This window comes from Streptomyces sp. NBC_01012, from assembly GCF_045162755.1.
Classification (GTDB): Bacteria; Actinomycetota; Actinomycetes; order Streptomycetales; family Streptomycetaceae; genus Streptomyces.
Map to the genome: position 1 here is coordinate 2,731,173 of NZ_CP108688.1, position 21,690 is coordinate 2,752,862.

At 69.4% G+C, this 21,690-nt stretch carries 23 protein-coding genes; 13 read left to right on the top strand and 10 right to left on the bottom strand.

All coding sequences use genetic code 11. The annotated features are described in order from the left end of the window. Positions 1 to 206: 206 nt before the first annotated feature. Positions 207 to 2,255, top strand: a complete 2,049-nt coding sequence (locus tag OG623_RS11965) for a hypothetical protein (RefSeq protein ID WP_406146242.1) — start codon at positions 207 to 209, stop codon at positions 2,253 to 2,255. A gap of 89 nt (positions 2,256 to 2,344) precedes the next feature. Next, entirely contained in the window at positions 2,345 to 2,935 is a 591-nt protein-coding gene (locus tag OG623_RS11970; protein WP_406146243.1) for a hypothetical protein, read from the top strand. Between the two features lie 200 nt (positions 2,936 to 3,135). Here the strand turns inward: OG623_RS11970 and OG623_RS11975 are convergent, their stop codons facing one another. After that, complete coding sequence (locus tag OG623_RS11975; protein WP_406146244.1) at positions 3,136 to 3,798, bottom strand: hypothetical protein; 663 nt, start codon at positions 3,796 to 3,798, stop codon at positions 3,136 to 3,138. Further along, positions 3,795 to 4,343, bottom strand: a complete 549-nt coding sequence (locus tag OG623_RS11980) for a sigma-70 family RNA polymerase sigma factor (protein WP_406146245.1) — start codon at positions 4,341 to 4,343, stop codon at positions 3,795 to 3,797. The genes OG623_RS11975 and OG623_RS11980 overlap by 4 nt, the downstream gene beginning before the upstream one ends. 1,220 nt (positions 4,344 to 5,563) lie before the next feature. Between OG623_RS11980 and OG623_RS11985 the strand changes: the two genes are divergently transcribed. The 5 genes from OG623_RS11985 to OG623_RS12005 all read left to right on the top strand — a co-directional run bounded on the left by OG623_RS11985 (position 5,564) and on the right by OG623_RS12005 (position 9,790). Then, a complete protein-coding gene (locus OG623_RS11985; protein WP_406146246.1) occupies positions 5,564 to 6,109 on the top strand; it encodes an endonuclease domain-containing protein in 546 nt (181 codons plus the stop codon). 187 nt (positions 6,110 to 6,296) lie between these two features. Then, positions 6,297 to 7,112 (top strand): MerR family transcriptional regulator, encoded by an 816-nt coding sequence (locus OG623_RS11990; RefSeq protein WP_406146247.1) that lies wholly within the window; start codon positions 6,297 to 6,299, stop codon positions 7,110 to 7,112. A gap of 42 nt (positions 7,113 to 7,154) precedes the next feature. Beyond that, positions 7,155 to 7,490, top strand: a complete 336-nt coding sequence (locus tag OG623_RS11995) for a YnfA family protein (RefSeq protein ID WP_406146248.1) — start codon at positions 7,155 to 7,157, stop codon at positions 7,488 to 7,490. 286 nt (positions 7,491 to 7,776) lie between these two features. Continuing rightward, positions 7,777 to 9,210, top strand: coding sequence for a helix-turn-helix domain-containing protein (locus tag OG623_RS12000; protein ID WP_406146249.1), 1,434 nt, complete (start codon positions 7,777 to 7,779; stop codon positions 9,208 to 9,210). Between the two features lie 154 nt (positions 9,211 to 9,364). Next, positions 9,365 to 9,790 (top strand): hypothetical protein, encoded by a 426-nt coding sequence (locus OG623_RS12005; RefSeq protein WP_406146250.1) that lies wholly within the window; start codon positions 9,365 to 9,367, stop codon positions 9,788 to 9,790. 76 nt (positions 9,791 to 9,866) lie between these two features. Here OG623_RS12005 and OG623_RS12010 read toward each other — a convergent pair whose 3' ends face one another. Beyond that, a complete protein-coding gene (locus OG623_RS12010) occupies positions 9,867 to 10,310 on the bottom strand; it encodes an ATP-binding protein (protein ID WP_406146251.1) in 444 nt (147 codons plus the stop codon). A 396-nt stretch (positions 10,311 to 10,706) separates the two neighbouring features. Here OG623_RS12010 and OG623_RS12015 point away from each other — a divergent pair, with 396 nt between their 5' ends. Together OG623_RS12015 and OG623_RS12020 are read left to right on the top strand one after the other, a co-directional pair. Beyond that, positions 10,707 to 11,558 (top strand): DUF5753 domain-containing protein, encoded by an 852-nt coding sequence (locus OG623_RS12015; RefSeq protein ID WP_406146252.1) that lies wholly within the window; start codon positions 10,707 to 10,709, stop codon positions 11,556 to 11,558. Between the two features lie 11 nt (positions 11,559 to 11,569). Next, the gene (locus tag OG623_RS12020; RefSeq protein WP_406146253.1) at positions 11,570 to 11,761 is read left to right on the top strand and encodes a hypothetical protein; all 192 of its coding nucleotides are present in this window, start codon (positions 11,570 to 11,572) and stop codon (positions 11,759 to 11,761) included. Here OG623_RS12020 and OG623_RS12025 read toward each other — a convergent pair. Then, a complete protein-coding gene (locus tag OG623_RS12025; protein WP_406146254.1) occupies positions 11,749 to 13,071 on the bottom strand; it encodes a hypothetical protein in 1,323 nt (440 codons plus the stop codon). The genes OG623_RS12020 and OG623_RS12025 overlap by 13 nt on opposite strands. A gap of 236 nt (positions 13,072 to 13,307) precedes the next feature. Between OG623_RS12025 and OG623_RS12030 the strand changes: the two genes are divergently transcribed. Further along, positions 13,308 to 14,279 (top strand): hypothetical protein, encoded by a 972-nt coding sequence (locus tag OG623_RS12030; protein ID WP_406146255.1) that lies wholly within the window; start codon positions 13,308 to 13,310, stop codon positions 14,277 to 14,279. Next, positions 14,276 to 15,475 (top strand): hypothetical protein, encoded by a 1,200-nt coding sequence (locus tag OG623_RS12035; protein ID WP_406146256.1) that lies wholly within the window; start codon positions 14,276 to 14,278, stop codon positions 15,473 to 15,475. Before OG623_RS12030 ends, OG623_RS12035 begins: the two co-directional genes overlap by 4 nt. On the opposite strand, the gene OG623_RS12040 is transcribed toward OG623_RS12035, so the two are convergent. Next, positions 15,460 to 16,386, bottom strand: a complete 927-nt coding sequence (locus OG623_RS12040; RefSeq protein WP_406146257.1) for a helix-turn-helix domain-containing protein — start codon at positions 16,384 to 16,386, stop codon at positions 15,460 to 15,462. The two genes, OG623_RS12035 and OG623_RS12040, sit on opposite strands and share 16 nt — an antisense overlap. A gap of 79 nt (positions 16,387 to 16,465) precedes the next feature. On the opposite strand from OG623_RS12040, the gene OG623_RS12045 reads away from it, so the two are divergent. Together OG623_RS12045 and OG623_RS12050 are read left to right on the top strand one after the other, a co-directional pair. Further along, entirely contained in the window at positions 16,466 to 17,341 is an 876-nt protein-coding gene (locus OG623_RS12045) for an alpha/beta fold hydrolase (protein WP_406146258.1), read from the top strand. Between the two features lie 146 nt (positions 17,342 to 17,487). Continuing rightward, entirely contained in the window at positions 17,488 to 18,066 is a 579-nt protein-coding gene (locus OG623_RS12050) for a maltokinase N-terminal cap-like domain-containing protein (RefSeq protein WP_406146259.1), read from the top strand. A gap of 147 nt (positions 18,067 to 18,213) precedes the next feature. Here the strand turns inward: OG623_RS12050 and OG623_RS12055 are convergent, their stop codons facing one another. The 5 genes from OG623_RS12055 to OG623_RS12075 all read right to left on the bottom strand — a co-directional run bounded on the left by OG623_RS12055 (position 18,214) and on the right by OG623_RS12075 (position 21,666). After that, positions 18,214 to 18,864, bottom strand: a complete 651-nt coding sequence (locus OG623_RS12055; protein ID WP_406146260.1) for an OmpA family protein — start codon at positions 18,862 to 18,864, stop codon at positions 18,214 to 18,216. A gap of 8 nt (positions 18,865 to 18,872) precedes the next feature. Further along, positions 18,873 to 19,487, bottom strand: a complete 615-nt coding sequence (locus tag OG623_RS12060) for a hypothetical protein (RefSeq protein ID WP_406146261.1) — start codon at positions 19,485 to 19,487, stop codon at positions 18,873 to 18,875. Next, entirely contained in the window at positions 19,488 to 20,120 is a 633-nt protein-coding gene (locus OG623_RS12065; RefSeq protein ID WP_406151790.1) for a pilus assembly protein TadG-related protein, read from the bottom strand. It lies immediately after the preceding gene. Then, positions 20,117 to 20,347: a hypothetical protein gene (locus tag OG623_RS12070; protein WP_406146262.1), complete on the bottom strand. Its 231-nt coding sequence runs from the start codon at positions 20,345 to 20,347 to the stop codon at positions 20,117 to 20,119. The genes OG623_RS12065 and OG623_RS12070 overlap by 4 nt, the downstream gene beginning before the upstream one ends. A 224-nt stretch (positions 20,348 to 20,571) precedes the next feature. Next, the gene (locus OG623_RS12075; RefSeq protein WP_406146263.1) at positions 20,572 to 21,666 is read right to left on the bottom strand and encodes a response regulator; all 1,095 of its coding nucleotides are present in this window, start codon (positions 21,664 to 21,666) and stop codon (positions 20,572 to 20,574) included. Positions 21,667 to 21,690: the final 24 nt, after the last annotated feature.

The window sequence follows — 21,690 nt, forward strand, 5'->3', positions numbered from 1 at the left end:
CAAGGCTGGAAATCTTCCAACGGCTCCCCGTGACAGGCGAGGAGACGACTCCGTACTGAACGGAGCCCGCCGCATGCCCGCACATGCCTGACAGCCGCCCGTTTTGGGCCCGCCTTTAGGACCAAGGGCCCAGGCAGGACGCCTGACGCGCCCGTACATTCACCCACTGGAGCCAACACAGCAGATGTCGGCAGGAGGGTGAGACCGTGCACGGTGACGGGGGATGGGAAGACGGGGGCACGAGCCGTACACCACCGGGCAGCGGGAGACCGGGCGGCGGCTGGTTCTTCCCACTGAGCCGCAGCTGGGCGGTCGGCGCCCTCGTCTACGTCCTCACCGCGCTCCTGATGGCCCGTGCGCTCGTCGAGACCCTTGCCACCGACGAACGGCTCGAAACGTTCGGCTGGCGGCTGGCGCTGCTGCACCTGCCCAACGTCGCCGTGACCGTCCTGACGGTCCTGGCGGCCGCCCGCACCCTGCCCGCCCGCCAGCGCGCCTCCCGCTTCCTGTATCTCCTCGGCTCACTCGCCGTCCCCGTCGCCGGACTGGCGTACGGCTACGCCGTGGCGCGGGACGTGGTGGACAGCGAGGGCGTCCTGATGCCCGCGGTCACCGTGGTCACGGGCGCCGCCGTGGGGCTGGCCCTTGACCGCCTGGCGGAGGACGGCGACGACACAGCCGCCGGGTATCCCGCGACGTACGCCCAGTCGCAGTCCCTGTCCCACTCTCAATACCGCTCCCGTTCCCGTTCTCGCGACCGGTCCTACGACTGGCGCGACGGTGGGGCCACGGCGACCGAGTACCTGGGCGTCATCGTCCTGGTGGCCGCACTGATCGGCGCGCTCTCGCTGGCTGGGCTCGGCGGCCGGATCGGGAACGGCATCCGCTGCGCCATCGCCTCGCTCACCGGCGAGAGCGGCGGCTGCACGAAGGGCGGGGACGGCACGGCGGAGCCGAAGACCGACGCCGACTACGAACCCAAGCTCTGCCAGCTCTCCAGCGTCTCCGACACGGCGGGCGGAAAGGTCAAGATCGGCTGGTTCGAATGGGGCGAGGAGTACGGCTTCCAGCAGAAGGTCACCCAGGCCGACACCGATGTGAACGAGGACGGGAAGATCGACGAGAACGACAAGCTCGTCCACATGACGTTCACCGACGCGGCCTCCGCAGGCGTCAACGCCAGCACACCGGGCGTCAAGCTCGGCAGCCTGGGCAAGGCGGACGTCGACATCGGCGGCGGCATCAAGATCACCAACGGTGACACCTGGGTGTTCAAGAGCGAGGCGGAAGCCCAGAAGATGCGGGACGACATCGAGGAGATGAAGATGTGGGAAACCTCGATGAAGCACAGCGGCGGCTACGGCGGCGGCTGGTACTCCGGCATGAAGTGGGCCGAGAAGAAAGAGGACATCGAGAAGAAGATCGGCGACAAGAAGATCTCCTACTCGACCCTGGGCATCAACGCGTACGCGGACGGCGGCCTCTCCATCAAGGCGGGCGACGAAGACGCACTCGGAGCCAAGCTGGGCGGCAAGGCGAAACTCTCGCCCGAGGTGACGATCACCAAGGACGACATCAGCGGCAACGAGTCGTACACCTACACCGCCAAGCTCGACCTGGAGGGCAAGGTGAGCGGCAACGCGGGCCCGCTGGGCGGCACGGCCGGCGCCAAGGACAGCCGTACGGGGGCCGTCACCGTCACCCGTGACCAGAAGACCGGCAAGCTCGTCCGCATCGACATGACGCAGACCGTGGAGCAGACCTCCACCTCCGACAAGGCCGAGATCGGCGCCGACAACGGCCAGAAGGGCTCGGACAAGCGGGGCGGCAAGGGCAGCGTCACCGACACCTCAGGGGAGACGGGCATCGAGGTACGGACGAACTCGGTCGTCTTCGGCGAGGACACCGACGAGGCCACCGAGGCGAAACGCTCCCTCGCCGAGGAGTGGCTCGACGGCTCCGGCAACAACACCGCCCCCTTCGAGTACATGTTCGGCGACCATTCTCCGGAGGAGAAGCCCAGCGGGAGCGACCCCTTCGAGCAACTGATGTACGAGGACGGCCTGTCCAGCACGATGCGGTACCACGGCGATTCGGACGCCCAGGAGTTCGGCTTCGAGGTCTCGCTCGGCATGAGCCTCGGCTTCTCGATCTCCGGCGAACACAAGGAACAGACGCTGACGGACGCACAGTTCCTCGGGGCCCCGCAGGACGGCAAGCGCGTGTACCTCCCGTACAGCTACTGCGCACAGTGACGGACGACCGGAACAACGGAAGGGCGGAACAGGCGATGACATCGGCGAGGTCGACAGGCTCGGCGAAGTCGACGAGATCGACAGGGTCGATGACGTCGACGAGGTCCAGGGCGTCAGGCGCGGTCGCCGCCGCGGTCACCGCCGCCCTCACCCTGACGCTGCTCAGCGGCTGCGGCGATACGGACGCCGCGGCGGTCCCGGACGGCTGGGGCACGCTCGACACGCGGAGCGTGTCCGTCGGCTACCCGAAGGACGAGGGGTACGCCCCCCAGCCGGCCTCTGCGCGCGGCAAGGGCAACGCCGCGGTCGCGCTCAAGGTGGAGAAGGGGACGCGCACCGGCATGGTCTCGGTGCAGCTGGACTTCGCCACGGGTGTCAGCGATGCCGGTGAGGCGGCCGCCGCCGCGGGAGCGGGGATCGGCCTCGGAGCGACCCGCGGGGACACCAGGGACGTTCGCCTCGCGGGCGAGGAGAGCGCCCGTGAAGCACGCAGGATCGACTACGAGTTCACCTCGACGGGCGAGGACTCGACCCCGGCGAAGGGCACCCGGATGACGGGGGTCGTGGTCGCCGGCGTCGACTCCGAGGACGTGCCCTTCGCGATCCGCATCAACGCGCTGAAGGGCGCGCTGAGCTCGGCGGACCTGGATGACTTCGTCAGTTCGATCACCGTGAAATAGCGGAGCTCGGACTGGAGTCCGGAGCGGAGCCCTGAGTGGACTTCGACTTCACAGATACTGCTGGATCCAGAGCCCGGCCAGGCTTGTGGTGAGCAGCCCCGCTCCGTAGCACAACCCGCGCACGAAGTGGCCGGCCGCCGCCCGCCGCTGGGAGTGAGCCCACTGCCGAAGAGGACGCCGCCCATCCCGGATCTCCCGCATCATCGGCTCGTGAAGTCGCGTAGGCAATCGGCCAGTCGGCGGTCGGGGCGGCTCAGTATGGGGTTGCTGCCGTCCCCCGCCAGCCGGTCCACCTCCATCTCCAGCAGCCCGGTTGGCGGCGTACTGGCGTCCGAGCCGTTCTTCCGTACATACGTGGCGACCGTCTCCAGGCACCCCAGCAGCACGTCATCGATGCTCTCGGTGCCGGAGCGGGCGTCGGTGACCTCGTACCGCCAGTGCGCGGCCTCGCGGCTCTCCCCGAGGGACAGGTGATGAAGGTGCAAGCAGTACGCGGACACCCGGTGCCCCGCCCCGGCCGAGAGCTGCCACCAGAACTGGGCGCTGTGAGGGTGCCCCGTCAGATGGAGCAGGCACGCGAAGACGGCGGCCCCCTCGACGTCGAACGTCGTCTCCGGCAGCGGCACGGCGAGTCTGTCGATGTGCCCGGCCGCGCCCGGCGCGTTGATCATCCACCGGCAGACCGTGGTCAGCCGGTGCCCTGCCTGCGCGGCCCTGGCAGTATCGGTCGCCGGCGCGGACCGGCCCGCGTCGGATGCCAGCCGGCGCAGTGCGGCACCCACGTCGAATTCCGTGGGGTCCGTGACGGTGACGCGTGCCCGTTCCAGGGCGTCGTCGATCGTGGTGCTGGTCGCTGCGGTCACTGTCCTCCCTCATCTCCCTGCTTGACCCGGGTGGTGCGTACGGGCAGTCCCATTCTTCTGCTCAGGCGTTCCTTCGCCCTGCGGCAGTGGTAGTTCACGGTGCGGTCGTCCAGGCTCATGAAGCGGGCGATCCGGCTGGTCGGATAGCCCAGGAGGTAGCGAAGGACGATCACCGTGTACTGCCGGACGGGCAGTTCGGAGATCGCCTCGTACAGTCCGATACGGCTTTCGGCGAGTTCCAACTCGCCTCGCAGTGCCCGGAGATGCTGTTCGATCGGCCCGTTGATGATGTACGCCGGATCCCTGCCCTCCCGAGCCAGCCGCCGTGTGACATGACGGTGCAGCACCGCGAGGGTCCGCCGCTCCAGCTCGTCCTCCTGGAGCAACCCGTCCCATACCGCGTGGATCTCCAGGAAGACCTCATGGACGACGCTCTCGGCGGCGGACCTGCTGCCGCAGTGGAGCTCCGCGTACGCATGGAAGAACTGCTGATGACTGAGGACGAACGCCTCGAAGTCCAGCGGCAGCACCAAGGGCTCGTCCACGTCGCGCCTCCTGCCACCCAAGGGACGTGCGCTCCCACGGACGTCGGCGTAAGCCCCGCCCCGGACCTCGTAACGGATCTCGCCCCGGAGGCCGCCCCGTTGGTAGTCCCGGAGGCCGCCCCGTTGGTGGTCCCGAAGGCCCTCCCGCCGGTGGTCCCGAAGGTGGTCATCGCGCATGGGGACCTCCGGCACGCGGCGCTCTGGTGGGCAGCACAGCACTCTTCACGGGATTCCTCTTGGTTGCGGGGGCACCAACTGCCGGCGTCTGCGGCTTGGTCGGCTTCTTGGTCCCACTCAAGCGAATCCGGGCCCATAGGACTCATCCCCGGTCAGAAAAAATTACCGGACGTGCTCATTCGACAACCAAGCGCAAGATCCACACTGGTCATCAACCCCCTCGCAGCATGCCTGAGCAGGCGTAACCCGTAAGCCCCCGGCCCACACGACCCCCACCCCGCACACCAGTTGTGGCGCAGCCCACACCCCACATCCGCCGCCCGCACTCCCGCAAAACCGAAGTTATCCACAGGCCCGTGCAGCAATCCAGCTCCCGGCGCATCCTCTCCCCATGACGAAAGAACTCCAGCACTTCGCCCGTCGAGGCATCCTGCTCACCCGGGAAACCATCGCGGCCGGCATGCCGCCACGGCGCCTGCACCGGTCGCTCAACGCACAGGGCTGGCAGCACCTCGTGCGCGGGGCCTGGGCGGCACCGGACATGGAGCTGACGCCTTGGCTGAAGGCCCGCGCCGTACAGATACTGCATCCGACGCTCGTACTCAGCCACCGTGGAGCAGCCTCACTCCACCAGATCGAACTGCTCCGGGAGGCCGTGGAGTTCACCGACCAGGACTCCCCCACCACCCGACCCCACGGCTTCATCGTGCACCGATTCCCCCTCACCCCGTCCGACACCTGTACCCGCCGTGGATTCCGGACCACCACCCCACTACGCACCCTCCATGACCTACTCCTCTCCGGCCCGAGGAATGAAGCGCTGGTCGCCGTGGACTCAGCGCTGAGCACCCGCACGGTGAACGGAACCCGCCGCTCACGCCTACTCACCCACGACACCTTGGCCACATGCCTGGCCACACGCCTGGCGACACCACCCCACCCCCCATCAACACCCCACCCACAGGCCCGGGGCAGCGGGGCCGGCGAGGGCGACGGCTACGGCTACGGCAGCAGCGACGGGCGGCGACAGCGGCGGTGTCGGTGTGGGCGCGAACGTCGGTGCCGGTATCGACGGCCGCCACCGCCACACTCCACGGGCCGAGAAGTGGCTCGCACTTGCCGACCCGCAGAGCGCCTCGCCCGCAGAGACAGTGGCCCGCCTCCGGATGCACGACGCCGGCCTCCACCCGGTCAGCCAGGCAGAGCTGCTGACACCGGCCGGCCGCCGGATCCGGGCCGACTTCCTCTTCGTACGGGAGGGCGTGGCGGTGGAGATCGAGGGCTTCGCCTACCACGGCACCCGCGAGGCGCACCGCCGCGACCTGGACCGGTTCAACGCGCTGAGCGCGTGCCCCGGCGTACGGCTGATCCTCCGCTTCCCCGCCGCGACGGTGTTCCGCACCCCCGACCGCATGCTCACCGAGATCCGCGCCGCCCTGGCGACCGCGGCACGGGTGCCAGGGCGCGCCCGACGGGGGATTAGAGACGCGCAAATCACCACAATCAGGTCACCCACCCGTCTTCAACGCCCCACTGCACCCCTCGCTCCCGACCCGTACACCACCGACATACTGTTCACGATCCCCTGAATGCAGCTCCGGTCATCGCGGGCATGGCCATCAAGGAAGGCCGCGACGCCTGGCAGGGCAAAGGCTGCCGCGCACCAGCGGCAACGACGACAGTGACGAATGCCGGGCAGCGCGGGAGAACCGTGCAGGTCCATCTCCGCCGGGCGGCTTGACCTTCGAGTCGGGTAGAAGGTTTAACGTTGAAGGCATGAGGACGACCATGCGGATCTCCCAGCTGGCAGAACGCACCGGTGTTCCGGCCACCACCCTGCGCTTCTACGAAGGCGCAGGCCTGCTGACGGCCGACCGGACCCCGGCCGGCTACCGGTCCTACGACGAAGGTGCCGTGGACCGGCTGGCCTTCATCGGCGCTGCCAAGCACCTCGGCCTGCCGCTGGACGAGATCGCCGAGCTGCTCACCGTCTGGGAGAGCGGCGCTTGCCACGAGGTGAGGGCCGAGCTGCGCCCCCGCGTCGCGGCGCGCCTGGACGAGGCCGAACAGCGCGTCGAGGAACTGACCGCGTTCGCCGCCTCCCTGCACGCCGCATTGGAACACCTCGACGCACTGCCCGCCCGCGCAGGCCGTTGCGACCCGGAGTGCGGCTTCCTCACGGCGCAACCGGCGGCGGTGGCCGCCCCTGTCGATGTGCGGCTCAGCACCAGCCGCAAGGCAGCAGCGGAGGAGCAGGAGGAGGAGCTCTGGCGGGCCGCCGCCCCTGTCGTCTGCTCGCTGGGCGGCGAGCAGACGACGAGGGCGGCCGGCACCGACGCCGTCGACGAGCGGGCCGAGCAGTGGCACCGAGCCCTCGACGGAGGCGACCGAACCGCCATCGCCGACGGCATACGCCTGACCTTGCCCGCCGACCGGGCCGGCGAGGTCGCGGAGCTCGCGGCCTCCGAGCAACAGTGCTGCCCCTTCTTCGACTTCCGCCTCCACCTCGTGGGCCCCCGCCTCCTCCTTGAGGTCCGGGCGCCCGCCGAAAGCGCGGAACTGCTCGCCGACCTGTTCGGCACAGCCGCCTGACTCCCCCACGCCACAACGCCCCCTGCCGGAAAGACTGCTGCTGTGCTCGTCGCCCGTTCCTTCGCCCTGTTCGTCGTCGCCGCCCTGTTCGAGATCGGAGGGGCCTGGCTGGTCTGGCAGGGCCTCCGCGAGCACAAGGGGTGGGTCTGGGTCGGCGCCGGCGTGATCGCCCTGGGCCTCTACGGCGTCGTCGCCACCTTCCAGAGTGACGACAACTTCGGACGCATCCTGGCCGCGTACGGCGGCATCTTCGTCGCCGGGTCGATCGCCTGGGGCATGGTCGCCGACGGCTACCGGCCCGACCGCTTCGACATCATCGGTGCGTTGATCTGCCTCGCCGGCATGGCCGTGATCATGTACGTCCCCCGCAGCAACTGACCCCCGTCGGCAGCCCGTCCGCCGCGCATCATGGTCACCGTCAATGGCGTCGAGCTTGCCTCGGAGCCCGGTGGCGCATCGGAGACTGGCCGTATTGGCTCTCACCTCCACGAGCCCGTCCGGCACGATAATGACCGTGTGCCTAACCTCCCCGACGCCAGACACGGTCGCGGTCGCGGTCGCGGCGCCGAGAACAAGGCGGAGGCGGACTGTGCCAACACCTCACCTACTCGATGAGTTACTGCGTCAGCTGAAGCTTCGTAGCAGCCAGAACGCCGATTCTGATGTGCAGAGGCTGGTCGACTGGTTGGGGCGTCAGCTCAGCGCGGAGATCGCACTGGTCGACCGCGCAAGCAAGGTGGAGGCGTCCACCTCCCGGCTCTCGCCGGGCGTCCTTGCCGACATCCAATCGGTACTGACACAGCTTTCAAGCGGGCAACTGGCCGCTGCAGCAACGCAGGTCGGCACGCTTCATGTGCGTTGCGAAGCGCTGGGTCGGCACGCGCCGCGTCCGGTGCTGGTGGTGGTGAGCAGCCCGTTACCGCTGACGCGGGAGTCGCTGGCACTCGCCTCCCATGTCGGAGCCCTGGTCGAGGTGTCACGACGAGCCCGGCAGGCCGACAGCCTCGCGCTCCGTTACCAGCAGGCGGCAGCGCGTCTGCGCCTGGCGGTCTTCATGGCCCTCATGACCGGAGAGCTGACGCTGGCCCGCCGCATGACAGCCGGTGCCGTTCCACCGTTGCTGGACGCCGAACGTCTGCGCATCCACCTGCTGCGCTGCCCTCCCTCGGACCGGGGGAGGCTCATCGACGCCTACCAGGATGCGTCCGGGTATCACGGTCGCGGCTTGATGGTGCGTTGCCCCGTCTACGACGACCACCTCATCTGCCTGCTGCCCAGGGAGCACGACGGCGGCAGCGCGAACGGCGGCCTGGCCGGCCCCCTACGGGCGCTGGTACGTGACAACCAGCACTACGCCTTGGGCATCAGCGCCCCCGTACCCTTGCAAAACACTGCGCGGGCCTACGATCAAGCACGCCATGCCCTGGCCGCCGCCCGCCACACGCCCGGGCGGGTTGCCGAATACCATGGCCAGCCACCGCTGGCCGTGCTGCTTCCTGATCAACAGGCCGCCGCCTGGGCTCGTGCCTTCCTGGAGCCGATCAGGTCGGCTCCCCGACTCACCCTCGACATCACGAGCCTCTTCCTGCACTTCCCCCGCTCCGGAGTGGCGCAGCTGCTCGGCGTCAGTCGCAATACCGTCACCGCGCATCTGAGACGTGTCCAGGACGCCCTCGACCTCGACCTGCGGGACCCCCACTGCCGCGCCGAGCTCGCTCTGGCCCTGGCAATCACCGACCTCCCGCTGTCCGACAGCAAGGCCGGCAACGCCGTGGCCAAGCGCAAGCCCACGCCGGCGCCGGCAGCGACGCCTTCGGTGGACAACCTGCTGTCCACCGAGGCGGCCATCACCTGGGCTCGCGCCTTCCTCCAGCCCCTGCTGCTCAGCGCGGACCGCACCGTGCACCAGACCCTGCGCGCCTGGATCGAGGCCGGCACCGATGCCCAGCGAACAGCCCGGAACCTCGACATCAGTCGCACTACCGTTCGCGCTCACCTGCGCACCGCCGAACAGCTCCTGAAACGCAGTCTCCTGCCACCGAGCCCCGGCACCCACGAGCTGGTCCACGCGTTGCACATCGTCGACCGTGCACCGTGAACAGTTGCCACCCCGCGGCTGCGCACCGTGTACGTTGCCGGCCGTCCACGGTGCTTTCCAACGTCTGCCTGAGACCCGGCCCGGGAGTCCCGCTGCGGGACTCCCGGGAGAGGGACGGCAACCAGCAACGCACGGCACACCAACGGGAGAAATCATGCGCAAGCGCATCGCGACAGTGCTCGGCGCCGCCGCAGCGGCTTTGATGCTCACCACGACCACGGCATCAGCGGACACGGTCATCACCGATGACGGCAATTTCATCCTCTGGCAGAGGACCTGCAACACGTCGTACTCCGGCACGGTCAGCAAGACCAAGGCGATCACCGCGAAGGGCAACAACGGGTCGTGCGCGGGCTACGCCTGGCTCCGCGTCCTCGGAGACAGCTGGGGCAGCTGGCAGCACGGCGCGACCAGCAAGACCCTCACCAGCCCGAGAAGTAGCCCGGATCTGGCCCGATCGGGCGGGGGTTTACGGACGGCGATAACGGACATACGAGACGTCTGTGCGTCCCTAACCCCCTACCGCCTCGCGTTGCACGCCCGGCGCGGCGTCGGTCTCGGTGGCACCCGGGGCGCTTGAGGGGTTGCGCGTCCGCACGGATGGGGCCGCCGCGCGCACGTCAGCCGAGCCTTCCTGCGCGGGAAGCCTGTTGGCCTCACTGCGGGAGGAGGACCCAGGACTTCACCCCCTGCTGGGGTGGCCGGGCCTCGCTGACGCCCCACTCGCCGCCCCAGTCGTCGACGACGGCGGCCAGCAGCCACAGGGCGGTACGGCGCCGGGCCTCGCAGAGGGCGCGGGTGTCCGGGTCGGCGTGGCGGGGGTGCTGGTCCCAGACGACGATGCGGAGGGCGTTGTCGCGGTGGCGGAGCGAGAAGTAGAGCTCGCGCCCTGGGGTCAGCGCCGCGTTGACGGCGATGAGTTCGGTGACGGCATGCGTGACCGGCCAGGCGTGGGAGCGGAGCCCGTACGCGGGCAGCGCGGCGGTGGCCGCGTGCCGCCCGACCGCCGCGCTGCGGGGGTCGCCGGGCAGTGTGAGGCTGAGGATGAGCCCCCGGTGCGGGTGGGGGCTCAGGGAGCCCAGAGGGCTGAAGGGGCTCAAGGGTGGGCGTTGTGACCTCGCGGGGCAGAGGGCGGCCGGTGCCGGTTGCCGCACTGGAGGCGAGTCCAAGTGGGGCTGAGGGTGGGCGTGCGGGTGTGGGTGCATGGGTGACTGACTCCCTTGAGCGCGTGGCCGGTTGGCGGTCACCGCTGCTGCGGCCGAGCTGTGGCCTGTCTCCCTGGCGCGGGCCTGTCCCTCCCAGGGCAGGAGGTACGGACAGGACCGCGCGATGCGCTTCAGCCTGGCGGCGCAGCGTGATGTGTGTGCGGTGCGTGCTCAAAGTAACCACGCCTCGGCACACGTGTCTCTGCTTCAGAGGCAATTGCCTCCGAACGGGTGGACTCGGTCTCCGCCTCAGCGGCAGACTGTGCCTACCGTTGGCGGAGGAAGAGGGCCATGCCGAGCAGTTCCACACCCACCGAGCGGCAACGGCGCCTCGGCGCCGAGCTGCGAAAGATGCGCACCGCCGCAGCGGCCACAACCGCCTACGCGGCGGGCCTGTTGGGCGTCGACAGGACGAAGATCTCCAACATGGAGGCCGGTGTCCGACCGGTGGCGCCTGAGCGCGTCCGCACGCTCGCCTGCAACTACGCATGCTCCGATGCCCGTTACGTCGATGCACTGGTGGCCATGGCCGAGCGCCGCGAGCCGGGCTGGTGGGAGCAGTACCGAGGCACTCTGCCATCGGGCCTGCTCGACATCGCCGAACTCGAATGGAATGCCGTGCGCATTCGGACGGCCCAAACCGTCCACCTTCCGGGCCTGCTGCACACCGATGCGTACGCACGCGCGGTGTTCAGCGCTGTACTGCCCGCGCTCTCGCGGCTGGAGGTTGAGTTGCGCGTGGTCCACCGCCTGGACAGGCAGCAAGTGCTCACCCGCGCGGACCCGGTCGACTACGTGGGCTTCATCCATGAGGCCGCGCTCCGGATGCAGTTCGGCGGCCGGGAGGTCACTCGGGACCAGCTCGGGTATCTGTGCGAGGTGTCGGAGCGCGACAACATCGACCTGCGGGTCATCCCGGTGGAGGGAGGCGCCTTCCCGGGGGCGGGGCACGCGCTTCTTTTCGCACACGGCGTCGTGCCGCAACTGGACACGGCCCAGTTGGACTCCGCGCACGGTCCGGAATTCATGCACGCTGAAGCGCAGTTGACCAAGTACCGAGCCCACCTGGACTGGATGGAGGGAGCGGCACTGGGCACCGCCGAGTCACGGGACTTCATCCGCACCGTCGCACGTCAACTCTGAGGAGCCTCACCATGGTCGAGATCAACTGGGAAGATCCCTACTGCGGCGAGGGAAACAATTGTTTCCGGCTCGGGACGGACAGCGAAGGCAACGCGTTCATCGCCGTCCTCGGCCAGGAGGATCGTTACCTCACCGACAGCCGCGAGTCCCTTCAGCAGATGATCCGCGACATCAAGGCCGGCAAGGCCGATCACCTGCTGTAGGCCGCATCCGTACCCGCGTCCCCGCCGTCCGCCGGGCGCCTGCGACGGCTCGCGAGCTGCCAGGCGCCCAGGCCGAGGACCAGCACCGTGCCGGCGCCGATCCCGGCGAAGCCGATCGTCCGCATCGTGGGGTCCGCTCCGCCGCCCCCGGGGCCCGCGCCGTCGAGGCCGAAGCCTGCGGCTGCGGCATCGCCGTCGTACGGCGGGCCCGGTTGCGCCTCGCCCTGGAGGCTGACGTTCAGGGTCATGGGGACGCTGCCGGAGACCTTGGGGTCGAGGGTCACCTGGACGTAGTACCAGCCCTGGAACCGCATCGCTGATTCCGCCTCCGCGCCGCTCGCGAACCGGTTCGCGTAGGCGGCAGGGGCCGTGCCGAGATCGGTGCCGGCGGGGGCGCCCCGGTAGCCCGTGCTCTTGTCGGCGACGAGGCCGCGAGCCGTGTTGTACAGGGCGAGCCGCAGCCCGTTGACGGCGAAGACCGAGCTGTCCGAGGTGGTGTTGGCCAGCTGGGCCCGGAGGAACAGCTGCTGCCCCCAGGCGACCGGCACACGGTAGAACCGGCTGTCGCCCGGTTCGAGGTCGTCCCTCCAGGTGCCGTCACCGATGGCTGCGGCGTCATTGAACCCCGTGCCGCCGCTCACCTTCTGCGGGGTGCCGCTGCTCGGGGTCGGCGCCTTCGAGCTCCAGCCGGTCGGCGCTTCGGGTTCGTCGGCGCCGGGCTTGAGTCCGGGCTCTGCCATGTAGGTCAGCTCGATCGGCCACTTGGCCGCGCCGGCTGTCTGCGAGCCCGCCCAGGAGACGGTGTAGAGATAGTCACCGGCGTCCTGGCACTGGCTGCTGTCGCCGCCGATGCGCCGTGACGCGTAGCCCGCGAGCGGGCGGGTGGTGTCGCCCCCGAAGTAGACGGACGGGTTGGAACTGCACGGCGTGCCCTTGGCCGAGGTCAGGGAGACCTGGATGCCGTCGAGGATGCCGCTCTTGGTGCCGGGGGGTGGGGCGACCACGGTGGAGATGAACGCGTTGGAGGTGTCGTCCAGCCGGACCCGGTAGTACTTCTTCTGACCGGGCCCGATGGTGTCCGAGTAGATCTTCGCCCGCTCCAGCTCGGGTCCGTCCGCGCTCGACTCCGTGCCGGTGACGGGTTCCGCTCCGTCGGCCGGCTTGTACGAGGCTGCGTCCGCCGGGGCGTCGTCCAGGCGCGGGGACGCCGTCGCGGTGCCCGACAGGGAGAACAGGAGCAGAGGCAGGGGCAGCAGCAGGGCGCAGAGCGCTGCCGTACCGGCGGCGATACCGCCTCCGGACCTCGACATCATCGCGCTCCTACCCTCCGACACTGGTGCCCCTGCTCGCGCGGGGCTCGGCACCGAGACCGGTCGGCCCACGGTACCGGGCCACCATGCACGAAGCCCCACTCGAAAGGGGGAAGTTGGCCCGATCATGGCCCGATCATGCTCGTTCCCCACCCCGGGGCCTGCGTGCGGCTCTACGCTCGTGCGGTGTTCAGATATTCTCAGCCAGGCCTGAGCGCCTTCACCGGGGGGAGATCGTGGACGTCCCGACGTTAGTTCTGTTGGGGGCCGCGGGTGGTCTGCTGCGTGGGGCGCTGGACCTCTACACCCGGTTCGTGTCGTGGCAGGCCGATCGGCGGGTCCATCGGCGGTTGACCGTCGAGGGGACGGCCGGCGATGTTCCCCCGCGGTTCCGCGCGTACTTCGATCCCGCCGTCGACATCGTCGCGGCTGTTCTCCACAGCGCCATGGGTGCCGGGGCGGCCGTGCTGTTCGGCACCACGGGCCAGATCGACGGCGAGTACGCCACGCTCGTCGTCGGCATGTCGGCGCCCATGCTGCTCACCCAACTCAGCCGCATCCAGACGGTGAACGAGTCGCTGACGGGTGTCCGGGAGCCGGTCGGGGTGTCCGTTGCGGCGGAAGACACAACAGCGGTCGCAGGGGAGTCTTCGACTTCCACGCGCGGTGTCGGGGACCTGGGCGGTGCGGACCGTCCCGGCACCACAGGCGCTCCCGGTGTCATAACGGCCGACGCGCGGCCCGGTGGCGCGACGGCCGACGCCCGGCCCGATGCCGGGACGGCCGACACACAGCCCGGTGCAGCGACGACCCACGCGCGTCCCGGTGCTCGGCCCGACGCGGCGCCCAGGGCTCCGGCATCGCCCGCACCGCAGCCCACGCCCCCCGTGGCACCCCGCGAACCGGATCTGCCGCCCTCCATCCCCGCCCCGCTTCCGCTCTCCGGACCGCCCACGCAGTCCTCCGCGTCGTCCTCCGCGTCGTCCCCTGCGCCGTCTTCCAGGCCGCCTGCAACGACCGCGAACGTCCGCAGGCAGGATCCCGCACTCGGCGAGGCCGGGGCGGTGCGGGCACAGCTCCCGGATCCGACGGGGCCGGGCGATACTCCCGTTCCCACGGAACCGGCCGACGGTGCGGGGCCCGGCTTCGACGGCCTCGGCACGCCACGGTGGCGGCAGGGCCCGACGATCGGGGAGGAGGGGCTGTGAACAGCCATCCGTTCCTGTTGAACGAGGACCGTCCCGAGTACGAGCGGCTCATCGACCGGGCGTTGCGTATCGTCCTCGACCGCCCGGAGCCGGCCGCCGGGGGCCGACGGCTCGGCCTGGAGCAGCTGCGCGCCATGGCGCTCGGCGCCGCCCCTGACATCACGGCGGCGGCAGCGGACGAGTACCAGCACTATGTCGCGGTCCGCGACGAAGTCCGTGAGTCGGCGTCCCGGGATGAATCCTCGGACGCGGCGTGGTCGGCTGCGGTTCCGCAGTCAACCGACCGGGGCGCGCGGTCGGATCTGGGCCGGCGGTTCGGTGTGGCCGTCCTGGGTGCCGGGCATCCTGGCGCCGACCGGAACGCAGATGTCGTCGCTCCGTCGCGGTGGGCCACGATGTCCTACGGACGCCGTCTGCTGGCAGCGCTGCTGGGTCTGCGCGTACGCCCGGAGGTGCCGTCGGCCCAGGCGGCGGGAGCTGCGGCGGCGGGAGCGGGTTCGAGGTCAGCAGGTACGTCCGCGCGGTCCAAGCCCAAGCCCCGCCATGGACCTCGGGCCATGAGCGAACCGCTGGTCCTGGGGGCGCTCGATCTGCCCGAAGCCAGTCCGTTCAGCGCTTTCCCCGTCCTCGCCCCCCTGCTCGCAGGAGCGGCTGCCGTCTTCTTCCTCCTCATCGGGTTCATCCTCGAAGTGTTCGCCTCCGCCTCGGAGTTCAGCCGGAGCTTGTTCACCGCTGGGTGGGTGTTCGGGGCCCTCACTGTGGTCCTGCTCGTCATCTGGCGGGCCACGCTCGCTTATCGGCGCCGGCACCCCCCTGTCCGGGGGGCCCTCCAGGTGCTCGCGGTCAAGAGCGACAAGCCCTCTTACGCCAGGGAGACCACCCGCCGAAGCGGACTGGGCGAGGAACACGTGAACTGGGCTGCGCAAGCCTGGAGCCAGGCCCTGCTGGAGCGCGGCATCCTTCCCTTCTTACGGGATGCCCTCACCGATCCCGGCACGCGCGCCTCGTACTGGGACGCGTCCACCCCGCCCGTCCGCCGCGTTCCGAGGCTCGGCTACGGACGGCCGAACTTCTCCGGCCCGGGAGATGACCCCAGCGACGGCCCGGCCCCCCGCCCGCGCTACAGCAGCCCCGACTTCGCGAGCCCCGACTTCACGAGCCCCGACTTCGGAAGCCCGGATCACCACCCGGAGTGAAGGGCAGTGACCGTGGCAGCAGCAGCGGTGGCGGAGAGTGCGTCCCGGTGTTCCGTGGTCGGCCACGCGCGGTCGTCCACCGTCAGGAACGGCTCGCCCAGCACGGTCGCCGGAGTCTTGCCGGTGAACGCCATGACGTCCCGGTGCAGATGGGGCTGGTCGTAGTAGCCGCTGTCGGCCGCGACCTGGGCCGCGTGCTCTCCCGCGGTCATACGGTGCACGGCGTGGTCGAAGCGGACCAGCTTCGCGGCGCCTTTCGGTGGGATGCCGAGGTGCGAGTGGAACCGGGACCACAGACGCTTACGGCTCCAGCCGAGCTCGGCCGCCAAGTCGTCGACCCGGACGAGCCCCCTGCCGTCGACGATCTGATTCCAGGCCCAGGCAAGCTCCGGGTCCACCGCCGGTGTGCGGGCGGCCTCACGCCGGCGGGCGAGCAACGCAGCCACGATCGCGAAGCGGTCGTCCCAGGAGCGGGTTTCGCTCAGTTGCTCGCGGATCCGTGACACCTCCTTGCCCCACACCTCGTCGAGGGGCACCGGAGAACCGGCCAGATCGGCCGGGCATACGCCCAGAATCGGGCCCGCGACCACGGGCGACAGCCGCACCTGCACACACTCGGCACGCTCGCCCCACCCCCGGACCCCGCCTCCGGAACCGAACCCGGGGCCCGCGACAAGGCTGCCCCGATGTCGCCGTCCGGAGCCGTCCTCCACCGTGGACGGGATCGCCCCGAAGTCAAGGATCAGCATCACCGCCGGGTGCGGCACCACCCGCAGGCCACCGGCGGGCGAGGTGGCAACCCGGAAGCCCGCCATATCGACGCCGGCCGGCCCGATGCGCCGCTGCGGGCGTGCGACATCCCACGCGGCGGAGTCGTCGCGATGGTCACGTTCACTCGTGGTGGACGCCATTACTCAATGCTACCTAGGCAGACCGAGGAGGGAACATTTGTCCAAGCCACCGGTGTGCACCGGCGGCGACAGTGGAGTCATGACTTCTCCGGACAGGCACCAGCATCCCCGTGCGAACGACGAAGCCCGAGCCTCCGAGGGCTCGGTCATCGACCTGGAGCACGGCGACATCTACGTTCGCCAGGACGGCCCCCGCGACGCCCCTGTGCTCCTGCTCATCCATGGATCCGCCTCCTCGGGCCGTTCGTGGGACGCCCTGGTCCCGCTGCTGGCCGGGCTCCACCGCGTCATCCGGATCGACCTGCCGGGCCACGGCCGCTCGGCCGAGCCGGACGACGGCGATTACGCGCCCCGGGAGCAGGGGCGCAGGATCGGCACGGTGCTGGACCGGCTCGGCGTCGAGCACGCCGTGGTCGTCGGCCACTCCAGCGGTGGCTACGCCGCGACCGCGCTCGCGGAGCAACGGCCCGAGCTGGTGACCGCGCTCGCGCTCATCAACACCGGCCCAGGCATGGATGCCTTCATCGCAGTGGGGCCCGCCGCGTTCCGCCCCGAGCAGTGGCCGCCGCCCGACGAGCAGATCCGCCAGTTCGCGAGCACCGGGTTCCGTGCGGGCTACGACGTGCCACAAGAGCTCGTCGAGGAGCTGCGTGGCCTGCCCCTCCACGGGATCACCGCGATCACGACGGCGATGCGGGCCTCCACCGCCTATCTGAACGAGCGTGCGCTCCCGGACCGGCTTTCGGCCGTCGGTAAGCCGCTGCTGGTGATCTTCGGTGACGCGGACCTCAGATGGCGGCCCTCGTCCGCAGCCGACTACCGCGTCGTCCCGGGCGCGGAGGTCGAGCTGCTGCCCGGCTCCGGGCACACGCCCATCGTGGAGGACCCGCCAGGCACCGCCGCGCTTCTCCTGCCCTTCGCCGAGACCCACGCCGTTCGAGAACGGGAGGGGTGAACGACGGGTCGAATGACGGGCGGCTCCGCGTAACCGGCGGATGGAAACGGCCAGTTCGTCGTACGTGGGGAAGCATGCGGCTTCCTATAGTTTTAAACGGCATCCCGTTGAAGGACGGGTCCGGACCCACCCGTGAGGGAGCTCGCATGGCCTTTGTCCATCGGACCACCATGACACCCACCAAGCTGAAGTTGCTCAGCGACTGGCTCCCGAAGCAGAGCTGGTTCGTAGGCGACCCGAAAGCGACGGAACTCGTCAAGGCAGGTGGGTTCCGTCTGGACGACCCGGAGGGCGCGGTCGGCATCGAGATCATGGTCGTGGCGGATGCCGCCGCGCAGGGGCCGGTGGCGTATCTGGTACCGATGGGGTACCGGGGTGCGCCGCTGCATGGCGCCCCCGGCGAGGCGTTGATCGGAACCTCCGAGCACGGGGTGCTCGGCACCCGGTGGATCTACGACGGCGTCCACGACCCGGTGGTGACGGCGCAGTTGAGTGCTCTCCTGAGAGGCGTGGCTGTGCCGCAGCACCAGAGCGAGAGCGACACCCCTGACCCGACCGTCACCGTGCAGGGAACGGGCCCCGGCGACGGGCTCGACGTTCAGGTCAACCGCGTCCTGCAGTCGGTGGAGGCCGCACAGGGGGCCTCCGGCCGCCTCGTCGCCGGATGGACCTGGCCGGACGGAACGGCTGCACGGGGCGTATTCGCGGCCGTCGTGCCGCGATAGGGGTCGTACGAGCGCCCTGTCCGGCCTCGTGCCCTCACCAGGCCGAGAGCCCGGGTCTCCGGCTTCGGACAGACCGGCTCCCGCTCCGCACCCCCAGTTCACGGGCCTTGACCGATGAACTGGGGGTGGGCGCCAAACAGCTTTGCTCTACGAGTCGTTGGAGCGGGGGAAGGAGACCTCCACGCGGCGGTTCTTCTTACGGCCCTCTTCGGTTTCGTTGTCGGCGATCGGGTACTGCTCGCCGTAGCCGCGAATCTCGAAGGTGACACTCGGGAGCTTGGGTGCGAGCACCCCCTGCACGGCATTGGCCCGTTGCTTGGAGAGGACGTCGCCGTGCGCCGAGGAACCGAGGTTGTCGGTGAAGCCGAAGACGCGGACCTTGGTCGCGTTCTGCTTCTTGATCTCCTCGGAGATGGTGGCGATACGGGCATTGGCCGCACTGCTCAGCTTCGCGCTGTCCTTACCGAAGAGAACCTCGGCCTGAAGGGCGAAAGTGATGTCGGCATTGGTGTCCTCGCGACGCTCCTCGCCGCCCATGTCCTCGACGATGGACTTGATGTCGAGGACGCGGACATCTCCGAGGGTTGCGCCGTCCCCGAGCATCAGCCCGGGTGAGTTCGCGTCGACCTCGACAGGCGGCGAGGCGCTCGGGACGGCGGTGGGGTTGTCGTCCGCCGAGGCCGAGGTGGCACCCCAGAGAGTCGAGGTGCCGAGGACCACCGCAGCGGCGGTGCAGACGCCGATACGGCGTCGCAGTGCGGTTCGGGATGCGGCTGGTGTGGGGGTGGAAGGCTGCATAGCGGTCGTCACCCCGAGATCTTGATCGTCGCGGTGGGCATGGTGGGAATCTGGAAGTCGACCTCGGTGGTCTCCGCCGGCGGGGCGGGGAACTGGGCGAAGAACGGGGTCTCTCCGCCTGGCTGGAGGCCGTCAAACTTCGTGCAGAGGCACCGGCCGTCGGTGTCACGCAGAATTAGGTAGCGCTTCTTTCCCGCCTTGTCCACCAAGCTCGCTCCGGCCATGGATGCGCCGTTGCCCACAACTTCCTGCTCGAGTCCTTGCCATCCGACGGCGGCCCAAATCTGCTTCGATCCGTTCTTCACACGCCCCTTGACCGTGACAAATCCGCCGGACTCACGCTCAGCCGAGCTGACAATGGCCTCTACGCCGTTCTTGCCCTTTATCGTGGCAAGCACCTGGCCTTCGTCCTCTGCTTCAGGCCCGGGCGCCTCACTCTTCCGGGCATCGGAGGACGCGGACGGCTCCTTGGTCTTTCCCTCCGCCTTGTCCGATCCGTCGTCGCCGCCGCATGCCGTCAGCGCGACAGCCATGGCTACAGAAACAGCCGCCACAGCGACTCCCTTGAAGCGAATCCGGGTCATGGCTACACGCATTGGCGTGTTCCTTTCGGTGACGTTCATCTACTTATCGGCCAGGTGGACGGAGAAGAGGTCTGCCAGGTCCGGCAGGAGATCGATGTGCTTCGGGTCGATGTCAAAGTCTTCGTCATCGCAGACGACTTTGTAGGCCTTTTCCTCTTCGGCATCGTCCGTGTCGTCATCGTCCTCCGCCGAGGCGCTCGGAGTGGGACGCGTGTCCTCTTCGATACGGCAGCGGGGCTCGATCACCGCTCGTGCGGTGGCCTCGGCCTTCGTCGTCTTCGTACTAGTGATCACCGATTCGCCGACCGTCTTGTCAGTCTTGACCTTGACGGTGTAGGACGCCTCGGGCCAGAAACCCCTGTTGCAGGAGACCTGGTGGGCGTCGTTCTGCGACGCGAGCCACTCACCGGCGGCGCATGATCCCGCTCCGATGTCCCGGCCGCTCAGGAGGTCGTCCCATGCGTCAAGGTCGAAGGCTCCCGGCCATGACCACTCGTCCCGAGCGTCCTGGGCCGCCGCTAGTGCCGCCGCGTCCGCAGCGGTCTGGGCCTCGTTCTTCTTCATCGACGCCTGGCCGACGGCGAAGTAGGCGAACGCAAGGAAGAGCAGGCCCGCCACCACCATGATGTAGATGGGGAAAGCCTGCCCTGACTCGCGGGTCTGTTTTGTCAGCCCTCGCCCCCACCGGTGATCTTGCTGATCTGCCCGGTGATAGCGGTCCCGATCGTCTCGCCGATGTTCGTCGTCACGAGCGCCGCGATGATCGCCACGACCACCACGATGATGCCCAGGTACTCCACAGCGCCCTGCCCCTGGTCCGCCCGGGCCTTCATGCGCTGGACAGACGTGTTCGCCCAGACCTTGGCATTGACGGAAGCCTTCAGCATCAGGTTGCTCATGATGTTCCCCTCCGGGTTCGGCCGACCGTGAGCCGGCCGACGCGTAAGTCTCGTTGGTGGCACCCGTGTTACCGGCTTCCTCCTGGCCGGTGCCGCTGGTGACATGAGAAACGTACGGCTGGACGGTCTGTCCGGCGGAGGGTCCCAGGGCCCAAAGACGGACCCAAAACGCGCGCTGGGCCCATCTCTCCGTGCGTGCCCCGGGTTCGGGGCCCCTCCTCCGATCAGCCATGGCTGCCTGTCCCCCTCGTCGCAGGTCCCGAGCCCGGCTCCGTGCCGAGCCAGCGGGCAATCGCCTCGCTGCGGCTGCCGCTGCGCAGCTTGGTGAAGATCCTGTTGATGTGGTTCTTGACGGTCTTTTCGCTGATGAAACAGGTAGCGGCGATCTGCTGGTTGCTCATGCCCGACGAGATGAGCTCCATGACCTCCGCCTCCCTCGAACTCAGGTCGTACTGCTGTCTGTTGGCCGCCTGGGGCCTGCTCGGTTCTCTGTCAGACGAAGACTGTGCCACAACAGGTTGCAGTTGCGAAAGACCTCGCAGATGTCCGGCCCGTTGCACCCCCGCCCCCGAAGGGCCCCGCGTGCCGTACGAGTTGTTGCCCGGAGGCTGGGCCGATGAGGTGGGGCCGGCCGGGGAAACGTCCGGTGTCAGGGCCGCACCGAGCCCCTCGGGGAGCTGCGTCGGCCGGTGCTCCCTCCCTTGGCGCATATGGGTGAGCAGTGCGTTGGCCGCCGTGGCGGTGAAGGGGGCCCGGCCGCTCCTCGTGTCGCGTACGGCCTGCACGAGTTCGTCCGCCGTGAACTCGCCGTGCACCAGATAGCCACCCGCGCCCAGACGCAGGGCCTCGTGCACGATGTCGCTCTCGCGGCTGTACGTCAGCATCATCACGGGTGCAACCTGCACCAGGTGCGGCAGGGCGGAGAGGCCGTCCACCCCGGGCATCCGGACGTCGAGCAGGATGACGTCGGGGCGGTGGCGTACCGCCGCGTCGTAGGCCTCGCGTCCGTCCGCCGCCTCTGCCACGACATCGATGTCAGCGCGGCCGCTGAGCAGGACCCCGAGTCCTGCCCGTACGACGGGGTTGTCGTCCGCGACGACGACCCGCAGGGGCCCGGGGGCAGGCCGCTCGGGTGCTGCGGGGAAGGCGGGCATCGGCTCGGGGCCCTGGGGCGACGAAGGCGGGAGGTGGGTGGTGGCCGGGAATGCGGGGGAGCTGAGTTCCGTGCTGAGCGGGGCGCCGTGCGACGACGTGTGCTGGGAGGCGTGGTTCTGTGCCGACCAGTCCTGGCCCGACGCGCGCGATACGTCATCCGACATTCTGCGACCTCCTCTCAGGTCTCG

Coding starts and splice junctions, on each gene's coding strand:
- OG623_RS12005 (WP_406146250.1), top strand. CDS start 9,365: ATGCGCAAGCGCATCGCGACAGTGCTCGGCGCCGCCGCAGCGGCTTTG.
- OG623_RS12060 (WP_406146261.1), bottom strand. CDS start 19,487: ATGAACGTCACCGAAAGGAACACGCCAATGCGTGTAGCCATGACCCGG.
- OG623_RS12020 (WP_406146253.1), top strand. CDS start 11,570: ATGGTCGAGATCAACTGGGAAGATCCCTACTGCGGCGAGGGAAACAAT.
- OG623_RS12055 (WP_406146260.1), bottom strand. CDS start 18,864: ATGCAGCCTTCCACCCCCACACCAGCCGCATCCCGAACCGCACTGCGA.
- OG623_RS12070 (WP_406146262.1), bottom strand. CDS start 20,347: ATGAGCAACCTGATGCTGAAGGCTTCCGTCAATGCCAAGGTCTGGGCG.
- OG623_RS12050 (WP_406146259.1), top strand. CDS start 17,488: ATGGCCTTTGTCCATCGGACCACCATGACACCCACCAAGCTGAAGTTG.
- OG623_RS12075 (WP_406146263.1), bottom strand. CDS start 21,666: ATGTCGGATGACGTATCGCGCGCGTCGGGCCAGGACTGGTCGGCACAG.
- OG623_RS11970 (WP_406146243.1), top strand. CDS start 2,345: ATGACGTCGACGAGGTCCAGGGCGTCAGGCGCGGTCGCCGCCGCGGTC.
- OG623_RS12025 (WP_406146254.1), bottom strand. CDS start 13,071: ATGTCGAGGTCCGGAGGCGGTATCGCCGCCGGTACGGCAGCGCTCTGC.
- OG623_RS11990 (WP_406146247.1), top strand. CDS start 6,297: ATGAGGACGACCATGCGGATCTCCCAGCTGGCAGAACGCACCGGTGTT.
- OG623_RS12045 (WP_406146258.1), top strand. CDS start 16,466: ATGACTTCTCCGGACAGGCACCAGCATCCCCGTGCGAACGACGAAGCC.
- OG623_RS12015 (WP_406146252.1), top strand. CDS start 10,707: ATGCCGAGCAGTTCCACACCCACCGAGCGGCAACGGCGCCTCGGCGCC.
- OG623_RS12040 (WP_406146257.1), bottom strand. CDS start 16,386: ATGGCGTCCACCACGAGTGAACGTGACCATCGCGACGACTCCGCCGCG.